The sequence below is a fragment of the Mannheimia granulomatis genome, from assembly GCF_013377255.1.
GTDB lineage: Bacteria > Pseudomonadota > Gammaproteobacteria > Enterobacterales > Pasteurellaceae > Mannheimia > Mannheimia granulomatis.
The window spans coordinates 1244359-1270968 of record NZ_CP016614.1; the positions used below are offsets into that span (position 1 = coordinate 1244359).

A 26610-nucleotide genomic window follows, 5' to 3' on the forward strand; every position below is an offset into this window, starting at 1 on the left:
ATTTTGCAAAACAAAACCCACCAAACGGTGGGTTAAAATTGATGATTATAATGCTACTTGAACAATCACATTATCCGCTTTTTTCACATAACTATTGATTTGGTCAAAATTCATATAGCGGTAAATGTCATCTTTGTCTTTTTGTAGGTCATTCACATAACCAAGATACTCTTCCGGCGTTGGTAATTTACCTAATAACGCTGAAACTGCAGCCAGCTCCGCAGAGGCTAAATAAACATTTGCCCCTTGCCCTAAACGGTTCGGGAAGTTTCGGGTTGAAGTTGAAACCACGTTGGCATTATTCGCCACTCGTGCTTGGTTACCCATACAAAGTGAGCAGCCCGGCATTTCAACTCTAGCCCCGCTTTTACCGTAAATGCTGTAATAGCCTTCTTCAGTCAACAAGCCTGCATCCATTTTTGTCGGTGGAGCAATCCAAAGTTTTGTCGGTAATTCCCCCTGTGCTTGGCTTAACAATTTTCCTGCTGCACGGAAATGCCCGATATTCGTCATACAAGAACCGATAAAGACTTCATCAATTTTATCGCCTTGCACTTGCGAAAGTAGACGTGCATCGTCAGGGTCGTTCGGCACACACACAATCGGCTCTTTGATTTCATCTAGATTGATCTCGATAATCGCCGCATATTCTGCATTTTCATCGGCTTCTAATAATTCTGGATTAGCTAACCATGCCTGCATATTAGCAATACGGCGTTCAAGGGTGCGTTTGTCGTCATAACCTTCGGCAATCATCCATTTTAAAAGCGTAATGTTAGAGTTCAGATATTCCATAATCGGCTCTTTGTTAAGCTTGATAGTACAAGCGGCCGCTGAACGTTCTGCTGAAGCGTCTGAAAGCTCAAAGGCTTGTTCGATTTTCAGATCCTCCAAACCCTCAATCTCTAAAATACGACCCGAGAAAATATTTTTCTTGCCTTTTTTCTCAACGGTCAGTAAGCCTTGTTGAATCGCATAGTAAGGAATAGCGTGCACTAAATCACGTAGCGTAATGCCCGGCTGCATTGTGCCAGAAAAACGCACTAATACCGATTCCGGCATATCCAATGGCATAACACCTGTTGCCGCGGCAAACGCCACTAAGCCCGAACCTGCAGGGAAAGAGATACCAATTGGGAAACGGGTGTGTGAATCACCACCTGTACCGACTGTATCAGGTAACAACATACGGTTTAACCAAGAGTGAATTACTCCATCACCCGGGCGTAGTGAAATCCCGCCACGGTTCATAATAAAATCAGGTAGTGTGTGGTGAGTAACTACATCGACCGGTTTCGGATAAGCGGCGGTGTGGCAGAAAGACTGCATAACAAGGTCTGCGGAGAATCCTAAGCACGCGAGATCTTTCAGCTCATCTCGAGTCATTGGGCCGGTGGTGTCTTGTGAGCCGACTGAGGTCATTCGAGGTTCGCAATATTGCCCCGGACGGATGCCTTCCACACCACACGCACGCCCTACCATTTTTTGGGCTAATGTGTAACCTTTGTTACTTTGTGAAACAGATTGCGGTTTTACAAAAATATCGCTTTCCGGCAAACCAAGTGCCACTCTTGCTTTGTGAGTTAAGCCACGCCCGATAATCAGCGGAATACGCCCACCGGCACGCACTTCATCTAATAACACATCGGTTTTTAAGCTAAATTCTGCTAACACTTCATCGGAATTGTGTTTACAAATTTTGCCCTGATAAGGGTAAATATCAATCACATCGCCCATATTCAGGTTTGTAACATCCACTTCAATCGGTAACGAGCCGGCATCTTCAAGAGTATTAAAGAAAATCGGGGCTATTTTACCGCCTAGCACAATTCCGCCAGCACGCTTGTTTGGAATATAAGGAATATCTTCCCCCATAAACCAAAGCACTGAGTTGGTTGCGGATTTACGAGAAGAGCCTGTTCCCACTACATCGCCCACATAAGCCAGCGGGAAACCTTTTTCTTTTAAGGCTTCTAACTGTTTAATCGGGCCGGTGTGGCCATTGTCATCAGGGAAAATGCCATCACGCTCATTTTTCAGCATTGCTAAAGCGTGAAGTGGAATATCAGGGCGAGACCAAGCATCTTGGGCTGGGGAAAGATCGTCAGTATTTGTTTCACCTGTTACTTTAAATACGGTAACAGTCAGTTTTTCGGCGAGTTTTGGGCGAGAAGTGAACCAATCGGCATTAGCCCAAGACACTAACACTTGTTTTGCAAATTGATTGCCTTGTTCTGCACGTTCTTTTACATCGTGGAAATTATCAAACATCAATAATGTTTTGGATAAGGCTTCTACCGCAATAGGGGCAAGCTCCGGTTTATCTAATGCCAGTAGCAAGGTTTCAATATTATAACCACCCTGCATTGTGCCTAATAATTTCACCGCGTGCTCGGGTGAAATAAGCGACGATGAAGTTGTCCCTTTTACAATATCGGCTAGAAAGGCGGCTTTAACATAGGCAGCTTCATCTACGCCGGCTGGAATGCGATTTGTAAAAAGATCTAATAAAAAGACCGCTTGTTCGGCAGGAGGATTTTTTAATAATTCAACCAGCTGAGCGGTTTGTTCCGCGTTTAATGGCTGAGGTACGACTCCAAGTTTCGCACGCTCATCAACATGTTGTTGATAGTTTTCGATAAAATTTGCCATAATTCACTCTCTTTTTTAATTACATATTTTTAATGATGTCTTGTGCAAATTCTGAGGTTGAACGCAAAGTTGCCCCTTCTAACATTTCAGCGAAGTCAAAAGTGACCGTTTTATTCGCAATTGTTTTAGACACTGCTTTTACCACTAAATCTGCAGCTTCAGTCCAGCCTAAATGACGTAACATCATTTCCCCACTTAAAATTAAAGAACCCGGATTGCCCTTATTTTGACCTGCAATTTTAGGGGCTGTACCATGAGTTGCTTCAAAAATTGCCGCATCAAAACCAATATTTGCCCCTGGTGAAATCCCAATACCGCCTACTTGAGCTGCAAGTGCATCGGAAATGTAATCACCGTTTAAGTTAAGTGTTGCGATTACATCATACTCTGTCGGGTGTAATAAGATTTCTTGTAAGAACGCATCGGCAATACTGTCTTTAATAATGATCTCTTCGCCTGTTTTTGGATTGGTTAAACTCATCCAAGGACCTTTATCTATTAATTTAGCCCCGAATTCTTCCGCAACTTGGTAGCCCCATTCTTTAAATGCCCCTTCGGTAAATTTCATAATATTACCTTTATGCACCAAAGTGAGCGATTTGCGATTGTTATCAATCGCATATTGTAAGGCCGCACGCACTAAGCGTTGGGTACCTTGTTTGGAAACAGGTTTAATACCGATCCCACAATCTTCGGTAAAGCGGATTTTTTTCACGCCCATTTCTTGTTGTAGGAATTGAATCACTTTATTCGCTTCAGGCGAGCCGGCAACCCACTCCACACCTGCATAAATATCTTCGGAATTTTCACGGAAAATCACCATATCGACTAATTCCGGATGTTTTACCGGACTTGGTGTACCGTCATAATAGCGAATCGGACGCAAGCAGTTGTATAAATCTAAACCTTGACGCATTGCTACATTCAGCGAACGAATCCCACCACCGACCGGTGTCATTAATGGGCCTTTAATTGCCACGTGGTATTGACGAATCAACTCTAAGGTTTCATCAGGTAGCCAAGTATTTTCGCCATAAATTTCGTTAGCTTTTTCGCCTGCATAGATTTCCATCCAAGCAATTTTGCGTTTTCCTTGGTAGGCTTTTTCAACCGCGGCATCTAAAACCGCTTGCATGGCTGGTGTAACATCAACACCGATACCATCACCTTCAATAAAGGGAATAATTGGATTGTTTGGTACTTGTAACGAACCGTCTTGATTAAGTTGAATGGTTTCGCCTTGGGGAATTTGGACTTGTGTTTGCATTTTTTGCTCCTGTATTGACGAAAAAATAGATAAAATCAATTAACTATAAACAGTAAATTAAGAAATGTAAACAAAGAGAAAAAATATTTAAATTTGATTAACATTTTTTTAAATTTCTTCTAAAAAGGGGTTGTTCTTAGTCTAAAAATAATTTAAGTTTAATGAGCAAACATCAAAATAAAAGGAGTGACCTATGTCAAAAGCAACATTAACTCTCGAGAACGGTGAACAACTCGATCTCAATATAAAAAAAGGCAGTTTAGGTTATCAAAATATTGATATACAGCCTTTTATGAAGCACAAACTTTTCTCCTATGATCCCGGCTTGGTTTCAACTGCAGTCTGTGAATCTGCTATCACTTATGTGGATGGGGATGAAGGTATTCTACTGCATCGTGGCTACCCTATTGACCAGCTTGCGAATAATGCCGATTACTTAGAAGTTGGATATACTCTTCTATTCGGCGAACGTCCAACTAAAGAAGAATATAAAGATTTTGTGCAACTAATCAAAAAACATACCCTTGTGCATGAACAGCTCACTAAATTCTTCTCCGGGTTCCGCCGAGACTCCCACCCAATGGCGGTAATGTGTGGGGTAAGTGGTGCATTAGCCGCTTTCTACCACGATTCAATTGACGTTAATAATCAAGCCCACCGTGAACTTACCGCCATTCGTCTTTTAGCCAAAATACCAACCCTTGCTGCGATGTGTTATAAATACTCTATCGGTCAGCCGTTTATGTTCCCACAAAATCATTTATCTTATGCAGGCAACTTTTTATATATGATGTTTGCAACCCCTTGTGAACCTTATGAAGTAAACCCTGTATTAGAGCGCGCATTAGATAGAATCTTTATTTTACACGCAGACCACGAACAAAATGCATCAACCTCCACAGTACGTACTGCGGCTTCTTCCGGTGCGAACCCATTTGCCTGTATTGCAGCAGGTATTGCTTCATTGTGGGGGCCTGCACACGGTGGAGCGAATGAAGCTTGTATCAATATGTTAGAAGAAATAGGGACTGTTGATCGCATTCCGGAATTTATTGCCCGTGCGAAAGATAAAAACGATCCATTCCGTTTAATGGGCTTCGGGCATCGCGTATATAAAAACTACGATCCACGAGCGAAGGTAATGCGTGAAACCTGCCACGAAGTATTGAAAGAACTCAATATTGACAACCCGTTATTTGAAGTTGCATTAGAATTAGAACGTATTGCGTTAAGTGATCCTTATTTCATTGAGCATAAACTTTACCCAAATGTAGACTTCTACTCCGGTATCGTGCTTAAAGCGATTGGTATTCCGACTTCGATGTTTACCGTGATGTTCGCTTTAGCCAGAACTGTGGGTTGGATTGCCCACTGGAAAGAGATGTACCTACAAGGCAATATCAAAATCGTCCGCCCTCGCCAAATCTATACAGGCGAAACCAAACGTGATTTTGAGCCAATGGATAAAGCATAACTTGCAAAAAATCGAAAAAATTCAACCGCTTGTTTCTACAAGCGGTTAAATTTCGCATAAAATTTGCAAATCAGGCTAATTTATTTAGCAGTTGCGTTCTAACATCTTGACCATTTTCATCGCATTTTACCGCCATCATAAATAAGCCTTTTCCTTGACTTAACTTCTCCCAAAGATTGCCAATTAAGGCTTTTTCTTTAGAATCTTCATTACTTTTTAATTGCTCCCCTTTATATTCCACAATTAAAATCCGACCATCAATAAGTTCTACAATAAAATCAGGGTAAAAATTCTGATGAGCTAATGGTAAAGCAAACCCTCTTTTTACAGGATTTCTTACCCAATATTTCACTTGAGGCAATGAATCAATCGCAACGGCACAGTCAAATTCTTCTCCGCTTGCTTTCAACTCTTCAATTTGAGCAAAATAGTGTTTGTTGAATTTGTAACGTCCTACATAAAAAGGCGGTTGTGGTGCTAGTTTTTCTGGTGTAAAACTAAATTGATACTGCTCATTTAGGCAGATTTCTACTTCTTCATTACCCCCAAATAGTGCTTGTTGATAGCAATTTTTTTGAGCTAATACCCGATAACGGTTAATCAAATCTGAAATAGCTCGAGCCAGTGCAAATTTATGTTGAACTAACCGAGTTAAGGTTATTCCTACATTTTTCAGTAAATCTGAAATCAATAATTGCAAAAACCTTAACATTATAGGTTGAGGAATGTCAGTTAAACGCACTTGCTTGTCTAACCAACGGATAAAATCTTGCTCGGTTAGTTCTAGCCAATCATCAGAAAAGCTAAGTTGTTGTTGATTAAAATGGTAAGAAACCCGTTTATCTTCCACATCAATTTCAAAACTTTGGCTATTTTCGTGTAATCTAAAACCATCAAGTTTGGCAGGGTAATCCAATAGATTCCAACTTTGATAATCTAATAGAACTTGTGAATCCGCTAAGTCTAATTCGCCTTGAATATTCATACAGAGTTGAGGTATTACTTTAAATATTTCACCTTTTTCGGCAGGAGAAGCCAATATTTCAACTCTATTTTGGTGAATTTGTAATTGTTGCTCAATTTGTTCTTTTTTCTTACCTGTTGCAGTCCGGAGCAAGGCTTTTTCTAGCTTTTCACTTAAATTACCTTTTACTTGCACTAAAATGCTACCTTCTTGCTCAGTAATTTTAAGTTGAGATCGTTCTGCTTCGCTTAAATCCGTCATTTCAGGGAATTGCGTTAATGCTAAAACCGTTGTCGGCGTATAGAATAAATCCCCTTCATTCTCACTAATCCAATTCTCTTGTTGTGGAATGCGGAGCATTTCAGCTACTTCTAATGCTTCAAATCCCATTCCAATCAATTTATCTTGTAAATTACGAGCCGTTTCGCCGAACGATTTAGAGGAAAGATGAGCATAAGCACGATTTAAATCTTCAATTTGACGGCGTTTAGCATAAGGCATTCGCAATACTCGCCCTAACAACTGCTCCGCTTCCTTACTTGAGGAAACATTTTGCACCGAGCAAAAAATATAGGCAAACGGGCAATCCCACCCTTCTTTCAATGCCTCAACCGTGATGATGTAATTGATCTTACATTGTGGATTAAATAAATCGATATTATCTAATTCGTGCTGATTACCCGTAACAATGGCAATCTCTTCTTCATCAATTTTTAATTCATCAATTAAATACTGTTTTAAGACTTCTACTGTTACTTTGCCGTTTTTCGGCTCAGCTTGGAACAACACAAGCGGACGAACATAATCGCTCTCATACTGTGCTTTTTGTGCTAATGCTCCTCTGTTAATTACTGCGCCATCTATTGCTTGCTGCCAGTTGTGATGTTCGGTCAGCACAATCGGTAATTTGATCATCTCTTCTGATTTTAGATGACTTGCCGAAACGTGATACAACACATTACTCCCTGTTTTTCTATCCGTGTTTGGTGTAGCAGTAAATTCTAAAATAGCCGCCGGGGAAAGTTGAGATAACACATCAAAAGAGAGTGAGGTTCGAGCGTTATGAGCTTCATCAACAATGACCAAAGGTTGATAAGCTCGCAACAAATTTGCAAAAGAACACTTAATTTTGCCCGCTTGTTTGGCAGTTAAACCGTTTTCTTGTAGATCTGTTATTGAAATTTTTTCTAAATTTGTCTGAATATGGATTGGTAAACGCTCAAAATGAGCCGTTAATTTTTCATTAAAGGCATAAATTTTTCGCCCATCTTGATTTTCTACCCGAAAGTTTTGAATAGTAGAAACGATTACAATCGCCTTATTGCCAAAGTCTTGTGGGCGAAGTAAATCAAAATCTTCAGACTCAATAACCATTACTTCTCGGTTAAAGGTTTTATCAAGTGCCGCACGGTAAGGGTGTTGTGGATTTTTCAACGCTTCTGCGGTTTGGGCTTTAATTGTACGAGAAGGCACTAGCCACAAAGTAACAGGGAAATCACAATCCAAATACTGCTTTGCAATACGAACAATACTATGCGAGGCTAACAACGTTTTACCGCCCCCCGTTGGAATTCGTACACAAACATAAGGCACATCACGCAAATTACTGTGTTCACTTGGGATCTTGTAACTATATTCAGGTTGAATTTGGCTAAAAGCGGTGTTTGCATCAGATTGCAAGCAAGCCGAAAAATAGTGGCTGACACGGTTTAATGCCTCATTTTGGTAATTTTTTAATTTCATTTTTTCTCCCACTATTAACGTGCAGTTACATCATACGGAATTTGTTTAAATGTAATTTTCTTTTCAGCTAACTGTGCCTCTCCTAAACGACAGGCTTCGCCATATACCACAATGTCCATTCCCTGTTGAATAAATTCAACAAAGTATGGCAACTCTGCCATTAATCTTCGCGTCAGTACATTACCGCCCTGCGGACGTTTATCGCCTAAAATTCCGTTATATAACAAATAGTAGGCTTTGCCGTTGAAAGTACCGACAAGCGGTGATTTTTCGATATTTTTTTGCAAAGGGAAATGATTTTCCAAATACCAAATATGAGCGGCTAAATCGTCAAAACGAATATTCGGATTAAGTGCACCGAATGCGTCAAATACTTCCTCGCCTAATTCACAAAAGCGAAACGATCCGCCACCTTGCCAACCTACCGCTTTTGAAATACCGCCTTGTTCTCCCTCAATCACTTTTTTCAAACGAGGTACTACGTGGGTTTTAGCGTGTTCGCCAATCTCAATGCCGATATAACGACGGTTCATTTTATGAGCAACCGCTGCGGTTGTGCCTGAGCCAAGAAAACTATCGAGGATAAGATCGTTTTCTGATGTGGCAATTTGTAAAACTTGCTGAATTAAGCGTTCTGGTTTCGGCGTATCGAAAATATTTTCCCCCATTAACGATTTTTGCTCGCTTTTAGCTTGTCTGTTATGCCCAGTTTTGAATAAATCAATCCATAAAGAAGATGGTGGTAACCCTTTCATTTCTGATAAATAAGTTCTTCTTTTTATAGAAGTCATATATTCATTAAAACGAATTTCCCCTGATTTAATTTTTTCATCTAATGTTTCTTTTTCCCAACGCCAGCCATTTTTAGGATGATTAATAATATTTCCATTAGGTGCTACGATGTCATACATTAGATTTTCTCTTGGCTTAGGTGAGTTTAATGGATTTCCATCAAACCAAGCCCCTTTAGGATCATTATCTGGATTTTTGAAATGACTTCTTTTTTCCTCTGCGTTTAATTTATTAGAAATCCAACCACTACTTTTTGAATAAACGATCAAATGATTGTGGTCAGCAGAAAACGCTTTCGCATCATTATTACTATTATCGCTGGCTCTCCACACCACATTTGCTACAAAGTTCTTCCGCCCAAAAATTTCATCAAGCATAATTTTTAAATAGTGGCTTTCGTTATCATCAAGCGTGATCCAAATTGAACCATCTTCAGCAAGCAATTCCCGTAAAATTTCAAGACGTGGATACATCATTGAAAGCCAAACGGAATGCTCTAAATTATCATCGTAGTGGCTAAAGGCAGATTTTGTATTATAGGGAGGATCAATAAAAATACATTTGACTTGCCCCGCATAAAAGGGCAAAAGGGATTTTAGGGCTGATAAATTATCGCCTTGAATAATCAAATTTTGCTTGACATTAGATAAGGTTTCAGCAGAAGCTGAGCTGTCGGCTGTCGGCTGTCGGCTGTCGGCTGTCGGCTGTCGGCTGTCGGCTGTCGGCTGTCGGGCAATATTATGCGAAAAATCCGGCAACTCACGCAATAGACAATATGGGGTTTGTTTGGCTTTTTTTACGGCTTCTTCTTTGCCGTACCAAGTAAGGGTTGTCATAAAATGCACCTGAAAAATAAAAATGCATTATTGTAACTGTAACAAGCGGTTAAAAAAATAGAAAATTTTGCAAAAAATTGAATAAATATAACCGCTTGTAAGAAAAAAGCACAGAATGTGAAATTCTGCGCTTTTATGCTTTACTAAGCTTCTGTATATTTAGGCTCCTTAAAGACGGTTACCTCTGGTGCTTCGCCTGTAAATTTTTCAACTTGTACTATCGCCGTATTTGGTGAGTTCGCTTGGGCAAGGTTGGAACTTGCTTCATCACGGGTTAGCACGTTCGGGTTGCCGAATTTACACAATGGTTGTTCGGATTGGCCTAAATCTTGTGGATCGTACCACGCGCCTTCGTGCAAGCAGACCGTGCCTTTGACAATGCCGTCTGTCACGACCGCACCGGCCAAGACTTGTCCACGTTTGTTAAAAATCCGCACAACATCACCGCTTGCAATGCCTCGAGCCTTGGCATCTTCGGTATGAATTAACATCGGCTCACGACCTGCCACGGTGTATTTCTCACGCAGTGAAGTATGGCAAAGTTGACTGTGTAAACGGTAGTATGGGTGTGGGGTGACTAACGCAAGCGGGGCTTCGGCTGTCACATTACCCGCAAACTCATCCGGCACAAACCACGTTGGGTGACCTTTACAGTCATCGTAGTTCATTTTCGCGACCACATCCGAGAAGATCTCAATTTTACCTGATGGCGTGCCTAATGGATTCAGCAATGGATCGTTACGGAACTCTTCGTAGCGTACCCATTTTTTCGCTTTATCCGTCGCTTTAAAGGTAACAGGTTTGTTTTCTGACCAAAACTTATCGAAGTTCGGCATAATCACACGGTTTTTACGGGCGGCATCAAAGGCGGTTTGGTAGAAGCCTTTTAACCAATCCATTTCCGTTTTGCCTTCGGTGAATTTATCTGCCACGCCGGCACGTTTAGCTAATTCGGTGAAAATATCATAATCACTTTTCGCCTCAAATTGCGGCTCAACGACCTGCTTCATCGGGAAGATGTACATCATGGAGTAGTCACCCGACATTGTGATATCGTTGCGTTCATAGCTGGTGGTAACAGGTAGCACAATATCCGCCATACGTGCGGTTGGTGTCCAGTTCACTTCATTGACGATAATGGTTTCAGGCTTCTGCCACGCTTTCACTTGTTTGTTGGTATCTTGCAAGTGCGTGAACGGGTTACCGCCCGCCCAATAAACTAATTTAATGTCCGGGTAAGTAATTTCCGTGCCATTGAATTTGATGGTTTTGCCCGGGTAAAGCAACGCATCGGCCACACGTGCCACAGGGAAAGAGAATTTAGACGCATCGTCTAACCACGATTTTTCGCCCGCTTCCGCTGCGGTTGCGGTGATGGAGCCGATGATACCACCTGTTGCACTTGGCACACCGCCGTTGGCATAGTGATAGCTGAAACCGAAACCGCCACCCGGTAAACCGATTTGACCGAGCATTGAGGCAAGGGTGACTAACATCCAGTGAGTTTGTTCGCCATGACGTTGGCGTTGCATCCCCCAACCGCCCATGAACATCGTTCGTTTAGAGGAGAAATCTGCCGCTAATTGTTTAATGGTTTCTGCCGGCACACCGGTAATTTTTGCCGCCCATTCGGCATCTTTCGGCTGATAATCTTCTTTACCTAATAAGTAAGTTTCAAACTGCTCGAAGCCTTTGGTGTATTTTTTCAGGAAGGCTTGATCGTGTTTGTCTTGGGTGACTAAAGTGTGGGCGATACCCATCATCAACGCCACGTCCGTTGCGGTATTGGTTGGAATCCACTCTGCCCCTAAGAATTGGCAGGTTTCGCTTTTCACTGGGTCGATACAGATCACACGTTTGCCACTGGCTTTGAGTTTGGTTAAGTATTCGATACCGTGTTGATCGCTGGATGTCCACGCATTGCGTAAAGTGAGTATTGGGTTTGCCGCCCAGAACACCACAATTTCACTGTTTTCTAACACCACTTCCCAGCTGGTTTGCTGTTCGTAAACTTCAATCGTACCTAAAACGTGTGGCATAATCACTTGAGCAGCACCGGTTGAAAGGTCGCCTTTTACGCCTACGAAATCACCGGTTAAGTTTAAGTAACGGTGTAATAAGGTACGGGCAGCATGTAATGCCCCAGAGCTATACCAGCCGTAAGAACCGGCAAAAATCCCACTCGCACCGTGAGCATCGGTCACACGTTTCACTTCACCTGCGACTAAATCTAAGGCTTTATCCCAAGAGACACGTACCCACTCGTCACGTCCACGCAAAGTGGTATCTTTATTACCTTCTAAATAGCCTTTACGCACCATCGGGTATTTCACTCGGGCTTCAGAATAAAGCTGCTCAGGCACGACATTTTGTAATTCATTTTCAATCGTCATCGGGATTGCCGCACCAGATTTCACCGCTTTACCGTTTTCCACCACGACCCCGATCGGCCCCCAGTGCGCAGCAGTCATTACCGTTGTCATTTCAGCCGCTTTAGCACTGGTAGATGCTAACGCACCGACCACACCTGTGGTACTAGTCGCTAAACCCGCACCCGCAACTAAACCTAATGATGAATTTTTTAGAAAACCACGACGACTTGCGTTGATTTGGTCTTGTTTTTTCATTGTTCACCTCGTTTGAGATTGGTTCACGCAGATTTTGCAGAAAAAAGAGGAAAAGATACCGCTTGTTAGCCATTCCCCCCTCCCGTTTACGGGAGGGGGCTAGGGGGAGGGGATTGCAACGAAGTTGCAAGAATAAGCAAATCGTAGATTTGCTCCCCCCTCCCTAACCCTCCCCCGCAAGCGGAGGAGGGGAAATGACATTCCACAAAACATTGTGAAAGTTGAAAATACGACACCTTTCTAAGGGGAGTGGCTAATCCGTTTCCAAATTAACCATGTGTAATGTGAATTACAGGCACTGCATCCATATCTTGCGACTTAGGGTAACAGGCTCGGAGTCGGGGAAGTTTAAAGTAAATCGAGTTTAATGGCTGCTGCCTTTCACATCTTTGGCGTTACGTTGCAGATAAATGGTGACTGCACGCACATCGTCCGCCGTCATTGAAGTACGGTCTTTCATCGAGTTCACTACGCCGATCCATTGGTTTGCGGTGTAGTGATCCGCCCCGATTGCGGCATGGCAGCCGCTACAATGGGTTTGGTTTAAGTTATTGCCGAACGCATTGAGTGCATCGATGTTTGCCGTTACGCTATTTTTATCCGCAATCACCTCAAAGCTGATCTCTTTCCAATCAGAGTCAGTCACTTTATCGTGTACGGTCTGTTTAATAGTGACTTTTTTCTGCTCTTCATCGCCAAGCAGTGCCACCATAATGCGTTGCCCTATTCCGGCATACACCACGCTTTCTGCACCGGCTTGCTGCCAGCCTTTGACAGTGGCTTTCACTTTTCCGTTTTCATCACGCCAATCGGTTAATTCAGCAAATGGCATTAAACGAGCTTCGCCGCCTTCGGTAAACTGCATGGTTGTCATCGCAAGAGCGTAAAGGGTTTTATCACTGCTCGTAAATTCCGCCCCGTGTTTGGCTAACTCACCGGCAGCAGCGGCGTTATCTACCGGCATTTCTGGCATAAAGTGGACGATTCCTTTGTGACAATCAATACAGGTTTGGTTAGTTTCTTGGGCTAATTTATGCATTTTTTGAGCAGCTTCTTTTTGATCTGAAAGCACCATTGCCTCAAAGCTGTGGCACGAACGGCAGGTGGCAGAATCGTTCGCTTTCATATCCGCCCACACTTTTTGCGCCATTTCTAAACGATGGGCTTCATAGGCTTCTTGATCGGGTAATTTATTGGTAATAAAGGTATGCCAAACATCTTTTAAGGCAATGACTTTCGCTTTAAAATAATGCAAGCCATCTTGTGAAACATAGCAATCAGAACATTCAGCACGGATTCCTTTGCGGTTAGAGAAATGCACGCTACCTTCCCACTCAGCTTGTGGGTGAGTCATTGAATGGCAGGTAACACAAAACTCTGTTGAATTAGTTGCTTTCATCGCATATTGGCTACCACCCCAAATAGCAGCACCTAATGCCATAATGCCGACAAAAATGGCTGTTTTTTTCAACTTAGACATAAAACTCCCCCACTTAAAAACTAAAAATTAAAGACAAGGAAATTTTATTAACTCTCAAGAGGTATAAGCAATAAGTAAAAATACGTATTAACTCATTAGAGTTAGATGAATTTGATCTAAAACAAAAAACAGGCAAAAATAAGGTGGATTGAAATTCAATACACCTTGTTAGATTAGGCTTTAAATAAAAACCAAGGAGGAAGGACAAATTGCGAATCAGCAAATAAATCTGGCGCAATCACTGCACTTCTGCCTTGCTGTATCTGATAAATCAGTTGCGGCAGACTGATTGATAGATCCTTTGTTTCCAGATAAGTTAACCCAATTTGACTATCAGTATTAAAATAATAAGTACCATTCACTCCATGATGTGGCAGAGTACGAATGGCGTTAGATACTGCCTTGAAATGGCGAGGAGAAACGCTTTGCTTCCACGCCACTGCTAAAATATTCGTTTGATCATAAGCAATGCTGGCTTGCGAATAGGTTGGTTTACGACCAAAGAAATTTTCGTAATGCTGGCTAAATTGCTTGCCTAAATAGTTTTGGCTTAATCCGCTATTGGTACTCCATAATACTCCCTCGCAAGGCTGCTCGTGCGGTAAAAAGGTAGAAGGGGCATAGATACTGTAAATAATTGCATTAGTCGGATTTTGGATAAATGCTTGGTGGAAATTCACAATATCTTCGGCAAAATACGAAGCCAGCACAATAATAGAAGGCGATAAATTATGTACGTGCTTCATCAAGTTATCATACGCATTTGGCTCTTGTACCAGCTCAATATGGTCCACACGCCACCCCTGAACACGTAAATTAAGCGTGAGGTTTTCAATGCCAATATCCACTTTTTGCCATTTAACCGAGACCACCATCACTGTTTTATTTTGTACCAAATGGGCATAATGGTAACGGTAATAGTCTAAAAATTGGCAAACACCAGAGTTGTAAGTTACGTCACTGGCACAGACTTGGAACATATTTTCAATTCGTTTGTTCTGTAAATTTTGTGCAAGTTTATTAGAACCACTATGGGTGGCAATATGCAGATAAGGAATTCCTTCTGTAGCAATCAATTCGTGGACTTCGGGCAAATAGCAGGCATAAGCAGTAGATATAGCATCTACATCTTGATCGAATAAATGGTTATAAGCATTGAGAATGCTAGATTTGTCTTCTACACAAAAACCGGCTGTGGCCATTTGCAACTTTCGTCCGTTAATACCACCTTGGCGATTAATCATTTCCACCGCAAGCTGCGTACCGTTAAGTAGTTCTTTGGTATCAATTTCGCCAATGCCTTTTTCAACATAAGGCACGCCAATAATAATCGGGCGACTATGATAATTATTGATAGCAAACAAGTGACTCTCTTTACCTGCAAGCGGTTGTTTTTCGGCAATAATTTGCAAAGCGATTTGTTCGATTTTAAAGCTGGCAAGAATCGATTTTTCTAACTGCCCCGGTGTAGGCAAACAAATAAGATGTTCACTAACAGCAAAAATAGCTAATAAAGTCCGACTTTCAGTTTGGGTTTTAGCAAAAATATTCTCAATATGTTTATCAACAGTGCGCTTACTGATATTGAGTGTTTTAGCAATTTCTTCATTGCTTAACCCGCTACTGACTAAAGTAAGCAACTCAAGTTCACGCTTACTTAATTCAAAAGGTAATTCGGTTTGCTCTGCCTGAATCAAGGCAAATGCTTGGTAGCGCTTCAAATTCACTTTAAGCCAAAGATGGTCCGGTAAACAATAGTAAAATTGCAAAGCTATTTTATCAGAATAAAGCAACGCCTGCGCATAATGGCAAATCTGCTTCCGTTGCCTAAAATATTCTGCACCGGCTTTATCTTCCCACTCAAAGACGTCACCTTGTTTATCCACTAAACAAGCCCACTGATTACGATAAGTCATGTTGACCTCAAATAAAAAATTTCACTTAAAATAACAAAATTATCCGTGGTTTCCTATGATATAAATCAAACACCGGTTAGAATGTTTGAGCGCTTGAATCAACTATTTAAATTCTACCTCTTGCCTAATTATTTTTATCCCCCTACAATAAAGTTAAATTTTAATTTACGACTCCGAGCATAGTTACCTAATTCTAAAAATTAAAGACCAATTTTTGATATGGAATTTATGCCAGTAACAGTGAAAGCTGTTCAAAGGATAACTTAGAAATGGGTTGTCCTCTCGTGTTTAGAAAGGTGTCAAATGCAATCTATTATCCCAACTAAAAATGTGGGTAATGATATTTCCGGGCTTGTTGATCGCTTTCAGCGTCAATACACCTATTTGAGATTATCCGTTACCGATGTTTGTAACTTCCGTTGTAATTACTGCTTGCCTAACGGCTATCAGCCACCTTCGCATAAGCAGACATTTCTGAAAGTGGACGAAATCCAACGTATCGCTAAAGCCTTTGCTAATTTAGGGACGGAAAAAATCCGTATCACCGGTGGCGAGCCGACTTTACGCAAAGATTTTGCTGAAATTGCTCATACCCTTTCACAAACTGCCGGCATCCGCAAAGTCGCCTTAACCACTAACGGCTACCGAATGGAGCGTGATGTTGCTCTTTGGCAGCAAGCAGGAATTACCGACATTAATGTAAGTGTCGATAGTTTAGACACCCGTCAATTCCAATTAATCACGGGTGAAAACAAGCTGCAATCCATTCTGAAAGGGATCGATAAAGCCTTTGAACTTGGCTATAAAAAAATCAAAGTTAATGCAGTTTTGATGAAACAATATACCGCTCCTGAACTGGATAGATTCCTTGCTTGGATTAAAGATAAACCGATTCAAATGCGTTTTATCGAACTGATGGAAACCGGAGAAATAGATAGCTTTTTCAAAGCCCAACATCTTTCCGGACAATCTGTGATGGAGCGTTTATTAAGAGAAGGTTGGCAGTTACAACCTAAAGCAATGTCAGACGGGCCTGCCAAAGTACTTTCTCACCCTGATTACCAAGGCGAAATCGGTTTGATTATGCCTTATGAAAAGAATTTCTGTGCCTCTTGCAACCGCCTGAGAGTGTCTGCCTTAGGCAAATTACACCTCTGCTTATTTGGCGAAGAAGGCATTGATATTCGGGATTTATTGCAGTCAGACGATCAACAATTACAGCTTGAGACTCGCTTGAAATCGGCTTTACAAGGCAAACGAAAACACCACTATTTGCATATTGGGGATAGCGGAGTGAGGAATAATCTTTCTTCTATTGGAGGGTAAACGCTAACTTTTGGGACTAACTTTTCAAACTATCGCTTGCTTTGCAAGCTCAAACACGAAAAGTTATCCTCAAAAGTTTACGCAACCGCTACGGCGGAAAATAGGGGCAATAAAGAGCATTATTTTGGAATTCTTTTGCAAAATTTTAGTTAAAACCAGTTACTTGTAATGCCTAGTTATCCCCTTCTGAACCGCCTGAGCGACTTTGAATTTGTAGGAAAAATTTAGTGTCTGAGCCAACGAAGTTGGCGAGTTTTAAATTTTTCCGTCAAGCAAATTCAAATAAAGCGAAGACAGCGGTGAAGTAGGGTGTGCTTTCTTTGGTTACTTTCTTTGCACAAGCAAAGAAAGTAACATAAAACCCGCGATATTAATTTCAAAACTAAATTTAAAGAGACAAAATAAATGAACAACTTCACCCACATCAACCAAAACGGCGAAGCCAATATGGTCGATGTTTCGATGAAACAAGAAACGGTTCGAGTTGCCCGTGCAGAAGCCTTCGTGCGAATGAATTCGGAAACATTACAAATGATCATTAGTGGCAATCATCATAAAGGCGATGTTTTTGCTACCGCCCGTATCGCCGGCATTCAAGCAGCGAAAAGAACTTGGGAACTCATTCCACTTTGTCATCCATTACTTCTTTCAAAAGTAGAAGTTCAGCTTGAAGCGTTACCGGAAGCCAACCAAGTACGTATTGAATCGCTTTGTAAATTGAGTGGCAAAACCGGTGTAGAAATGGAAGCCCTAACCGCGGCAAGCGTTGCTGCACTGACTATTTACGATATGTGCAAGGCAGTACAAAAAGATATGGTAATTGAAAATATCCGCCTATTACATAAAAGCGGCGGCAAATCAGGAGATTTCAACGTTGATTAAAGTATTATTTTTCGCTCAAGTGCGTGAACTTGTCGCAACCGATATGTTAGAAGTGCAAGCCAATTTCACTACAGCAGAAGAACTGCGTGAACATTTAAGCCAGCAAGGCCAAAAATGGCAACTTGCGTTAGAAAAAGGTAAATTATTAGTGGCAATCAATCAAACCATTTCGCCATTAGATAGCCCGATTAAAGATGGTGATGAAGTTGCCTTTTTCCCACCGGTAACAGGGGGCTAAATGAATTCCACCTTAATTGAAGTACAAGAAAGCGAATTTGACCAAAACCAGATTTACCGTTGGTTAAGCGAACATCATTCTGTTGGGGCAACCACACTTTTTATCGGCAAAGTGCGTGAAATGAATTTGGGCGATAATGTTTCAGGTTTATTTCTTGAACACTACCCTGCAATGACGAAAAAGGCCCTACAAGAAATTGTGGATGAAGCTCGCACCCGTTGGGATATTCAACGTGTTGCGGTTATTCACCGCATCGGACAACTCCACACCGGCGATGAAATTGTGTTGGTAGGCGTAAGTTCTGCCCACCGAGGCGATGCCTACCACGCCAATGAATTTATTATGGATTACCTCAAAACCAAAGCACCTTTTTGGAAACGCGAACAGACCCAAAATGGCGAGCGTTGGATTGAAGGGCGAGAAAGCGATCAGTTTGAGGCGGAAAAATGGAAATAATCTGCTATAATCATCAGAAATTTTGTGGGGGCGGGTTAAAACCCGCCCGCAATCTATTTATGGAATGGATAAAATGACAACACCTATCATCGATCTACAAATTGCCAGCGAAAACCAAGATAATTTACCTACATTTGAACAATTTACCCTTTGGGTAACAAAGGCATTAAGCATTGAAGCTCAAACAGAAAATTTTCCTGAAACCGAGTTAACTATTCGCATTGTAGATGAGGCAGAAAGCCACGAACTCAATCTTACTTACCGAGGCAAAGATAAACCGACTAACGTGCTTTCTTTCCCTTTTGAAGTACCTGAAGGTATTGAAATGCCATTATTAGGCGACTTGGTAATTTGTCGTCAAGTTGTGGAAAAAGAGGCTGTAGAACAAGCGATTTCGCTTGAATCCCACTGGGCACATTTAGCGATTCACGGCACCCTTCACCTACTCGGTTACGATCATTTAACCGATGAAGAAGCCGAAGAAATGGAAAACTTAGAAACGGAGATTATGCAAAGTTTAGGGTACGAAGATCCTTATATTTCAGAAAAAGAATAATTTTATCATGCGTGCTTTAGTTATTGTGACCGACCATAAAAAGCTCCCTATTGAGTTAAATGCTCAAGGGGGCTGTTTTTATATTCCTGATATCAATCAACAACTTAAAGCATTTCCTTTTAGCAATGCCAAAGCCATTTTAGGTAGAGAATACCCTTTCGCCATTTATGATATGCGTGCCGAAAATGGCGTAAATTTTAATCTTGAAGCATTTGCTATTCTTGCCGGTACTATTCAAGAAAACGGCACTTTATTTTTACTCTGCCCTAAATGGGATAAATTAGAGCAAGCAAAAGATTTTGATGCGTTACGTTGGAACGAAAATCAAGCTATTGCCTGCCCGAATTTCTATCAACATTTTAAAAAACTCGTTGAGAAATTTGGTTTTCAAATACAAACAAGCTCGATAGAACTCACAACAAGCGGTGATTTTTCAGCAAAATCTTGCAATGTCGATTTAACGCAAGAACAGCAAAAAATTTTGCAAAATCTACCTCTTGATCTTGCCGATATTCATTTGATTACCGCCCCACGTGGTCGAGGGAAATCCACCCTTGCCGGCTTGCTTGCAAATGAATTGGCAAAACAATATAAAGTGCTAATTACCGCCCGTTCTTTAACAGTCTTGCCAAGTTTTTTACGTTCGTTAGCAAACAAGGAAATACTCTTTTTTGCTCCGGATAATTTATTAGCACAGATTCAGCAACTCAAAATTTGCCGCCACCAATGGCTTTTTGTGGACGAAGCAGCAAGCCTGCCTTTGCCTATGCTCAACCGACTTTGTCAGTATTTTGATAAAGTGGTGCTAACTACCACAACCTACAATTACGAAGGCACAGGGCGGGGTTTTTCTCTTAAGTTTTTACCGCAACTTAGCCGTTCAAATAAACATTGGCAGCTCACCAAACCATTTCGTTGGACAGAAAATGATCCGTTGGAACAATTTGTGAATGAATTGCTTTTGCTTGAGGAATCAAAGCAAGATAGCGATTTAACGGATTTTTATCATCTGCTCGCCCATGCTCATTACAAAACCACGCCAACCGATTTACGCCGTTTGTTTGATGGCGAACAACAAATATTGCATCCAAAATTTATCGAAAATCAGCTTGTTGGAGGCATTTGGGCAGTGAATGAAGGTGGCTTAGATGAAGATTTAACACAAGCCATTTGGCAAGGCAAACGCCGACCGCAAGGTAATTTGGCCGCTCAGTATCTTTGCTTTCAGGGCAATTTGCCGCTGGCTTGTCAGTTGCATTCTGTGCGAATTTCCCGTATTGCGGTTAAGCCTGAATGGCAAAATCAAGGCATTGGCAAGCGGTTAATTTCTGACTTTATTTTACAAACAAAAAACCACCATCAACCACTTGATTTTATGTCTGTCAGCTTTGGACTTACCGAACCACTTTACCGTTTTTGGTCTGCTTGTGGCTTCAAGCTCGTTCAAATTACCCCAAATAAAGAAGCCAGTAGTGGCTATCGCAGTGCAATGATGATTTACCCGATTTCGGACCAAGGCAAACAATTTAGCCAACAAGCTACCCAAGCCTTTGCCAGAGATTTCGCTCTTCAACCGTTTTTCACGGAAATTTGTGAGGAATTGCAAAATTTCGAGCAATTCCAACCGCTTGCAGAGAGAAATTTAGACAAACGAGACTGGCAAAATTTAACCGCATTTGCAAATGGAAAGCGAGCCTTGCCTGCTGTTTATGTTAGCTTAAAACGTTTATATTTATCTGCTCCGCAAACGCTGAACTCTCTTGCTGTTTTTAACGAACATCAGAAAAAATATTCAAAAGTAGAAATTGAAAAGTATCGGGGAATTGTGAAAACATACTTAACAAGTGTAAATCATTAAAATAATTTATGGATTAGCTTAATTTTTTTATTCTTTCCCCTTGCTAATTTTTCAATTTCGCCGTATAAATTCACTGTTTATTTTTTTAATTGTAAGAGGATTTCCAATGTCAATGTTTAGTCATATTCAAGCAGCTCCGGCAGACCCGATTTTAGGCTTAGGGGAGGCATTTAAAGCAGAAACTCGCCCCGGCAAAATCAACCTTGGTATCGGCGTTTATATGACCGATGAAGGCAAAACACCGATTGTAAAAGCAATAAAAGAAGCAGAAAAACGTTTATTAGATACCGAAACCAGCAAAACTTATCTTACCATTGATGGTGTGCAAGCTTTCAATGCTCAGACTCAAGCCTTATTATTTGGTGAAAATGCAGAAGTCATTACCTCAGGTCGTGCGAAAACCGCTCAAAGTTTAGGTGGTACAGGGGCATTACGTATTGCGGCGGAATTTATCAAACGTCAGACCTCGGCTAAAAATGTGTGGATCTCTACCCCAACTTGGCCAAACCACAACGCAATTTTCGAAGCAGTTGGCATCAACATTAAAGGTTACCGTTACTACAACAAAGACACTAACGGTTTAGATTGGGATAATTTACTGGCTGATTTAAGCCAAGCAGAAGCGGGCGATGTGGTGTTACTACACGGTTGCTGCCACAATCCAACCGGCATTGACCCAACGCCGGCACAATGGGAACAATTAGCAGCATTATCAGCAGAAAAAGGCTGGTTACCGTTATTTGACTTTGCTTACCAAGGTTTTGCCAACGGCTTAGAAGAAGATGCTTACGGTTTACGTGCTTTTGCGAAAAACAACCGTGAATTATTGGTTGCAAGCTCATTCTCTAAAAACTTCGGTTTATATAACGAGCGTGTTGGTGCATTCACTTTAATTGCAGATAACGCAGATGACGCAAATCGTGCATTCACTCAAATTAAATCAATTATTCGTGTGCTTTACTCTAACCCATCTGCTCATGGTGCAAGTGCTGTTGCGGTAGCATTAGCTGATCCGGCACTTAAAGCATTATGGATTGAAGAATTAGATGAGATGCGTAACCGTATTAAAGATATGCGTAATCAACTTGTTCAATTATTGAAAGAAAAAGGGGCAACCCAAGATTTCTCTTTCATCACCGAACAAAACGGTATGTTCTCATTTAGCGGTTTAACGCCGGAGCAAGTCGATAAATTAAAAGATGACTTTGCAATTTATGCTGTACGTTCAGGTCGTATTAACGTGGCGGGAATCACCAGCAAAAATATTGATAAATTAGCAGAAGCAATCGTAAAAGTGCTTTAAGCTAAAGACTAGAAAAAGCACAAAAGGCGAACATCACCGTTCGCCTTTATTTTGAGTTGGTTCTGCTATTTATCTAACCAAAGCATAAAGTCTGCAACAGTATGGAATGAACCGAATACCAATATAATATCCTCGCCTTTCGCTTTTTTAAATAACATAAGACTGGCTTCAGGCACAGTTTGATGACTACAAGCGATCGAATTTGGCAAAACTTTTGCAAGTTTTTCAAGCACGGCTTCGCCACTTTGCCCACGCCAGCAATCTAAGCCCGCACAATGCCATTCATCAATCACATTATCTAGCGGCTCAACAATGCCGGATAAATCTTTATCTTCCAACGCACTGAATACCGCATAAACTTTCTGATTCGATTGCTTTAACGCTTGAAGTCGTTCCGCCAAATAACGAGCGGCGTGCGGATTATGCCCTACATCAATAATCACTTGTGCAAGAGGTTGCTTTTTTGAAAATTTTGCAAAATCTTGAACCGTTAAAAGCTGAAAACGCCCTGTCATTTGAGCTTCAAGAAAGGCTTCTCGGATAATTTGCTCATCAATTTCAAACGGCAGCTGATTTAGTGCAGCTAATGCCGTGCCTGCATTTGGAATTGGAATTAATGGTAGAGGTAAATCTTTAAAGGATCTTTCTTTAGAATACCAATGAAATAGATTGTTTTTAATTTCAAACTGCCAATCTTGATTTCGATAAAAAGCGTTACAATTTAACGATTTTTCAATTTCTCTAATGGAATTAGGACAATCCGGCTCACCGATAATCACAGGTATATTTTCACGGAAAATGCCTGCTTTTTCACGCCCGATATCTTCTCTGTTATCGCCTAAAAAGGCAACGTGGTCGATATCAATAGAAGTAATAATCGCCATGTTTGGTGAAACAATATTGGTTGCATCTAAACGCCCACCTAAGCCTACTTCTAAAATAGCAATATCAACTTTATGCTGCTTAAAAAGCAGCAAAGCTGAGAGCGTACTAAACTCAAAATAAGTAAGTGAAGCGGTCTTTTTTGCATAAATCTCTGCAAATGCTTGGATATGCTCACTATCGGGCAATAACTCGCCGTTAATTCTCACGCGTTCATTATAGCGAATCAGATGCGGAGAGGAATAAACGCCCACACGAAAACCGGCTTTTAGCAAAGCAACTTCCAACAAACAACAAGTAGAACCTTTACCGTTCGTACCGCCAACAGTAATCACATAAGGAGCCGGGGTGAGTAAATCCAAGCCTTCAGCCACAGAAGTAATGCGTTCTAAACCCATATCAATGGGTTTGCTGTGCGCTTGCTCTAAATAGGAAAGCCACGTTTCCAGAGAATCCGTGGCTTTAGGCATAATTAATGTATTCATTAAGATAATCGGTTTATTCAACGTCTTCTACAACCAATTCAGCCACTTTAAACGGCGTTGGTTGATTGGTTAATTTTGCACAAATGCGGGCAAGAGCATCACGCATTTCTTTACGAGGTACGATCATATCAATTGCCCCATGTTCTAATAAAAATTCAGCACGCTGGAAGCCTTCCGGCAATTTTTCGCGCACGGTTTGCTCAATAACACGAGGGCCGGCAAAACCGATTAATGCTTTAGGTTCAGCAATATTAATATCGCCCAACATCGCAAGGCTCGCTGAAACACCGCCTAAAGTTGGGTCAGTTAATACTGAAATAAAAGGCACGCCCTGCTCTTTCATTTTAGCTAAAATCGCACTGGTTTTTGCCATTTGCATTAAAGAGAATAACGCCTCTTGCATACGAGCCCCGCCTGATGCGGAGAAGCAGATAAACGGAATTTTTTCTGCTAAGGCTTTTTCTGCGGCTTTTACAAATTTAGCGCCGACCACAGAACCCATTGAGCCGCCCATAAACTCAAAATTAAATGAAGCAGTCACTACCGGCATATCATATAATTTACCGGCTAGTACAATAAAAGAATCTTTCTCGCCGGTTTGTTTTTGCGCAGCAGTTAAACGATCTTTATATTTTTTCAGATCTTTAAATTTCAGTACATCTTGCGGTTCTAAATCCGCCGCAATTTCTACAGCAGTATCTTTATCTAAGAGATTTAATAAACGTGTACGTGCATCAATACGCATGTGGTGATCGCATTTCGGGCAAACATACTGATTACGCTGTAATTCTTCGCTATATAATACTTGTTCGCAACTTGTACATTTTGTCCAAACACCTTCCGGGACTTTCGATTTTGCACTACTTGATGAAGATGAATCTCTACCTAAAATTCTTTCTAACCAGCTCATTTTTATTCCTTTTGGATTGAGTTGTGGGGATAACAAAAATTCCGTCTATTAAAGCACAATTTAGTATTTTTTGATACGTTTTATTGACATATCAGATCACTAAGCGTGCGTATAAGTCCGGTAAAAAAACGCAATTAACAGAATGACTAACATCACAATAATTTGAATTAAGCGTTTTTTAGTTAACTTTTCAGCCGCCATTTCTTTTCCGTTTGTGTTTAAAATTGGCTTATTATAAGCGAAAACCCTTCTCATATGCTAGAATTCGCAAAATTTCAGAAAAAAATGACCGCTTGTAAAAGGAAAAAATATGGCAAATATCGAACAATTTCTTGATATAGTGGCACAACTTCGCCACCCGGAAAACGGCTGTCCATGGGATTTAAAACAGAATTTTGACACTATGCTTCCCCACTTGCTGGAGGAAACTTATGAAGTTGCTGAAGCCATTCATACCCAAGACCGCTCTGCTTTACGTGAAGAACTAGGCGATTTATTGCTACAAGTGGTATTTTTAAGCCAGTTAGCGAAAGAAGAAGGATTTTTTAGTTTTGAGGACGTGGTAAATGATATTCACGATAAATTGATTTATCGCCACCCCCACGTTTTTGGCGATGTAAAAGCCGCTAACAGTGAAGAAGCGTTAAAAAGCTGGGAAACACAAAAAGCGAACGATGTAAAACATCAACAACAAGACTCAATTTTAGATGATTTACCCTTTGCCCTACCCGCTCTTACTCGTGCCAATAAATTGCAAAAACGGTGTGCTAAGGTCGGATTTGATTGGGATAATCCGCAAGATGTGTTAGCCAAAGTGGAAGAGGAACTAGAGGAAGTGAAAGTGGAAATGGCCCAATTTCCAAAACGGGCAGCAGAACTTGCAGAAGAATTAGGCGATCTATTATTTGCAACTGTAAATTTGTGTCGTCATTACCATACTGATGCTGAAGAAAATTTACGTAACGCGAATGCCAAATTCGAAGGTCGTTTTAGGAAAGTGGAAAAAATCGTAAAGAAATCAGGAAAAACAGTAAAAGAGTGTAAATTAGCAGAATTAGATGAAATTTGGCACAAAATAAAAAGGGTAGAATAATTCATTTTGCTTGTTATAATATGAGCAGCTTGTAAGTTTTATTTAGAAAATAAAAAATAGCTAACATACATAAATTCTATAGGAAATATACTATGTCAAAAATCTTATTAATAGATGATGATATTGAATTTACTGAATTATTGACCGAACTATTATCATTAGAAGGATTCGACATGACTGTCGTTCATAACGGTCAAGCCGGATTAGACATATTAAAATCAAATAGCAATTATGACTTAATTCTACTTGATGTAATGATGCCTGTGCTTAATGGTATTGAAACCTTAAAACAAATAAGGCAAAAATATTCGTTACCCGTGCTAATGCTGAGTGCCAGAGATGATGAAATCGATCGTATTCTAGGATTAGAATTAGGTGCTGATGATTATTTACCAAAACCATTTAATGACCGTGAATTGGTCGCACGAATGAAGGCAATTTTACGTAGAACTGCCTCAACGATAAAATCTACAGAAAAAGATGGCGCATCACTACAGGGTATCGATGAAAACTCATCTAAATTAATGCATTTTGCAGGTGTAGAATTACATTCAGGTCGCCAGCAAGCCTCCTATCAAGGAAAAGATTTAGATTTAACCGGTACTGAATTTGCTCTTCTCAAAATTTTAGTCCGTAGCCCTGGTGAAATATTATCTCGAGAATTACTCAGCATGGAGATTTTAGGTAAAAACTTAACACCTTATGATCGTGCTATCGATATGCATATTTCTAACCTTCGTAAAAAACTGCCGGAACGTGAAGATGGTCTCCCCTGGTTTAAAACGTTAAGAGGTAGAGGTTACTTACTTGTAACTGAAAAATAATCTAACCAAATCCCTAGATGCTCTAATTTTAGGGATTTTTGTATTT

General features: G+C 40.8%; 19 protein-coding genes and 2 riboswitches. Of the genes, 10 read left to right on the top strand and 9 right to left on the bottom strand.

The features are described from left to right. Positions 1 to 45: 45 nt before the first annotated feature. Positions 46 to 2652 (bottom strand): bifunctional aconitate hydratase 2/2-methylisocitrate dehydratase, encoded by a 2607-nt coding sequence (gene acnB, locus A6B41_RS05815; protein ID WP_027074569.1) that lies wholly within the window; start codon positions 2650 to 2652, stop codon positions 46 to 48. Positions 2653 to 2671: 19 nt separating this feature from the next. Next, positions 2672 to 3919, bottom strand: coding sequence for an NADP-dependent isocitrate dehydrogenase (gene icd / locus A6B41_RS05820; RefSeq protein WP_027074568.1), 1248 nt, complete (start codon positions 3917 to 3919; stop codon positions 2672 to 2674). A 193-nt stretch (positions 3920 to 4112) separates the two neighbouring features. On the opposite strand from icd, the gene A6B41_RS05825 reads away from it, so the two are divergent. Continuing rightward, positions 4113 to 5393, top strand: coding sequence for a citrate synthase (locus tag A6B41_RS05825; RefSeq protein ID WP_027074567.1), 1281 nt, complete (start codon positions 4113 to 4115; stop codon positions 5391 to 5393). Positions 5394 to 5463: 70 nt separating this feature from the next. Here the strand turns inward: A6B41_RS05825 and A6B41_RS11145 are convergent, their stop codons facing one another. The 5 genes from A6B41_RS11145 to A6B41_RS05850 all read right to left on the bottom strand — a co-directional run bounded on the left by A6B41_RS11145 (position 5464) and on the right by A6B41_RS05850 (position 15751). After that, a complete protein-coding gene (locus tag A6B41_RS11145; RefSeq protein ID WP_032847461.1) occupies positions 5464 to 8100 on the bottom strand; it encodes a DEAD/DEAH box helicase in 2637 nt (878 codons plus the stop codon). A 14-nt stretch (positions 8101 to 8114) separates the two neighbouring features. Next, positions 8115 to 9728 carry a site-specific DNA-methyltransferase gene (locus A6B41_RS05835; RefSeq protein ID WP_176673421.1) on the bottom strand — a complete coding sequence of 538 codons (1614 nt, stop codon included), beginning with the start codon at positions 9726 to 9728 and terminating at the stop codon, positions 8115 to 8117. Positions 9729 to 9871: 143 nt separating this feature from the next. Continuing rightward, positions 9872 to 12355: a trimethylamine-N-oxide reductase TorA gene (gene torA, locus A6B41_RS05840; protein ID WP_027074565.1), complete on the bottom strand. Its 2484-nt coding sequence runs from the start codon at positions 12353 to 12355 to the stop codon at positions 9872 to 9874. Positions 12356 to 12572: 217 nt separating this feature from the next. Next, positions 12573 to 12705: riboswitch (molybdenum cofactor riboswitch) on the bottom strand. Between the two features lie 14 nt (positions 12706 to 12719). Then, positions 12720 to 13835, bottom strand: a complete 1116-nt coding sequence (locus tag A6B41_RS05845) for a NapC/NirT family cytochrome c (protein WP_027074564.1) — start codon at positions 13833 to 13835, stop codon at positions 12720 to 12722. Positions 13836 to 14008: 173 nt separating this feature from the next. Continuing rightward, a complete protein-coding gene (locus A6B41_RS05850; RefSeq protein ID WP_027074563.1) occupies positions 14009 to 15751 on the bottom strand; it encodes a LuxR C-terminal-related transcriptional regulator in 1743 nt (580 codons plus the stop codon). 159 nt (positions 15752 to 15910) lie between these two features. Further along, a riboswitch (molybdenum cofactor riboswitch) is annotated at positions 15911 to 16066 on the top strand. Between A6B41_RS05850 and moaA the strand changes: the two genes are divergently transcribed. The 7 genes from moaA (at position 16055) to A6B41_RS05885 (ending at position 22370) form a co-directional block, all read left to right on the top strand. After that, complete coding sequence (gene moaA / locus A6B41_RS05855) at positions 16055 to 17077, top strand: GTP 3',8-cyclase MoaA (RefSeq protein WP_027074562.1); 1023 nt, start codon at positions 16055 to 16057, stop codon at positions 17075 to 17077. (Overlaps the previous riboswitch by 12 nt.) 405 nt (positions 17078 to 17482) lie before the next feature. Beyond that, on the top strand, positions 17483 to 17959 hold the full coding sequence (gene moaC / locus A6B41_RS05860; protein ID WP_027074561.1) for a cyclic pyranopterin monophosphate synthase MoaC: 477 nt from the start codon (positions 17483 to 17485) through the stop codon (positions 17957 to 17959). Continuing rightward, entirely contained in the window at positions 17952 to 18197 is a 246-nt protein-coding gene (gene moaD, locus A6B41_RS05865) for a molybdopterin synthase sulfur carrier subunit (RefSeq protein ID WP_027074560.1), read from the top strand. The genes moaC and moaD overlap by 8 nt, the downstream gene beginning before the upstream one ends. Next, positions 18198 to 18653, top strand: coding sequence for a molybdopterin synthase catalytic subunit MoaE (gene moaE, locus A6B41_RS05870; RefSeq protein ID WP_027074559.1), 456 nt, complete (start codon positions 18198 to 18200; stop codon positions 18651 to 18653). 73 nt (positions 18654 to 18726) lie between these two features. Then, positions 18727 to 19209: an rRNA maturation RNase YbeY gene (gene ybeY / locus A6B41_RS05875; RefSeq protein WP_027074558.1), complete on the top strand. Its 483-nt coding sequence runs from the start codon at positions 18727 to 18729 to the stop codon at positions 19207 to 19209. A gap of 7 nt (positions 19210 to 19216) precedes the next feature. Further along, the gene (locus A6B41_RS05880; protein WP_027074557.1) at positions 19217 to 21067 is read left to right on the top strand and encodes a tRNA(Met) cytidine acetyltransferase TmcA domain-containing protein; all 1851 of its coding nucleotides are present in this window, start codon (positions 19217 to 19219) and stop codon (positions 21065 to 21067) included. A 106-nt stretch (positions 21068 to 21173) separates the two neighbouring features. Beyond that, on the top strand, positions 21174 to 22370 hold the full coding sequence (locus A6B41_RS05885) for an amino acid aminotransferase (RefSeq protein WP_027074556.1): 1197 nt from the start codon (positions 21174 to 21176) through the stop codon (positions 22368 to 22370). A gap of 65 nt (positions 22371 to 22435) precedes the next feature. Here A6B41_RS05885 and folC read toward each other — a convergent pair whose 3' ends face one another. Continuing rightward, positions 22436 to 23737, bottom strand: a complete 1302-nt coding sequence (gene folC, locus A6B41_RS05890) for a bifunctional tetrahydrofolate synthase/dihydrofolate synthase (RefSeq protein ID WP_027074555.1) — start codon at positions 23735 to 23737, stop codon at positions 22436 to 22438. Positions 23738 to 23750: 13 nt separating this feature from the next. Next, positions 23751 to 24647, bottom strand: coding sequence for an acetyl-CoA carboxylase, carboxyltransferase subunit beta (gene accD, locus A6B41_RS05895; protein ID WP_027074554.1), 897 nt, complete (start codon positions 24645 to 24647; stop codon positions 23751 to 23753). 310 nt (positions 24648 to 24957) lie between these two features. Here accD and mazG point away from each other — a divergent pair, with 310 nt between their 5' ends. Both mazG and A6B41_RS05905 read left to right on the top strand, forming a co-directional pair. Then, positions 24958 to 25740, top strand: coding sequence for a nucleoside triphosphate pyrophosphohydrolase (mazG, locus tag A6B41_RS05900; RefSeq protein ID WP_027074553.1), 783 nt, complete (start codon positions 24958 to 24960; stop codon positions 25738 to 25740). A gap of 92 nt (positions 25741 to 25832) precedes the next feature. Then, complete coding sequence (locus tag A6B41_RS05905) at positions 25833 to 26564, top strand: response regulator (protein WP_027074552.1); 732 nt, start codon at positions 25833 to 25835, stop codon at positions 26562 to 26564. Positions 26565 to 26610: the final 46 nt, after the last annotated feature.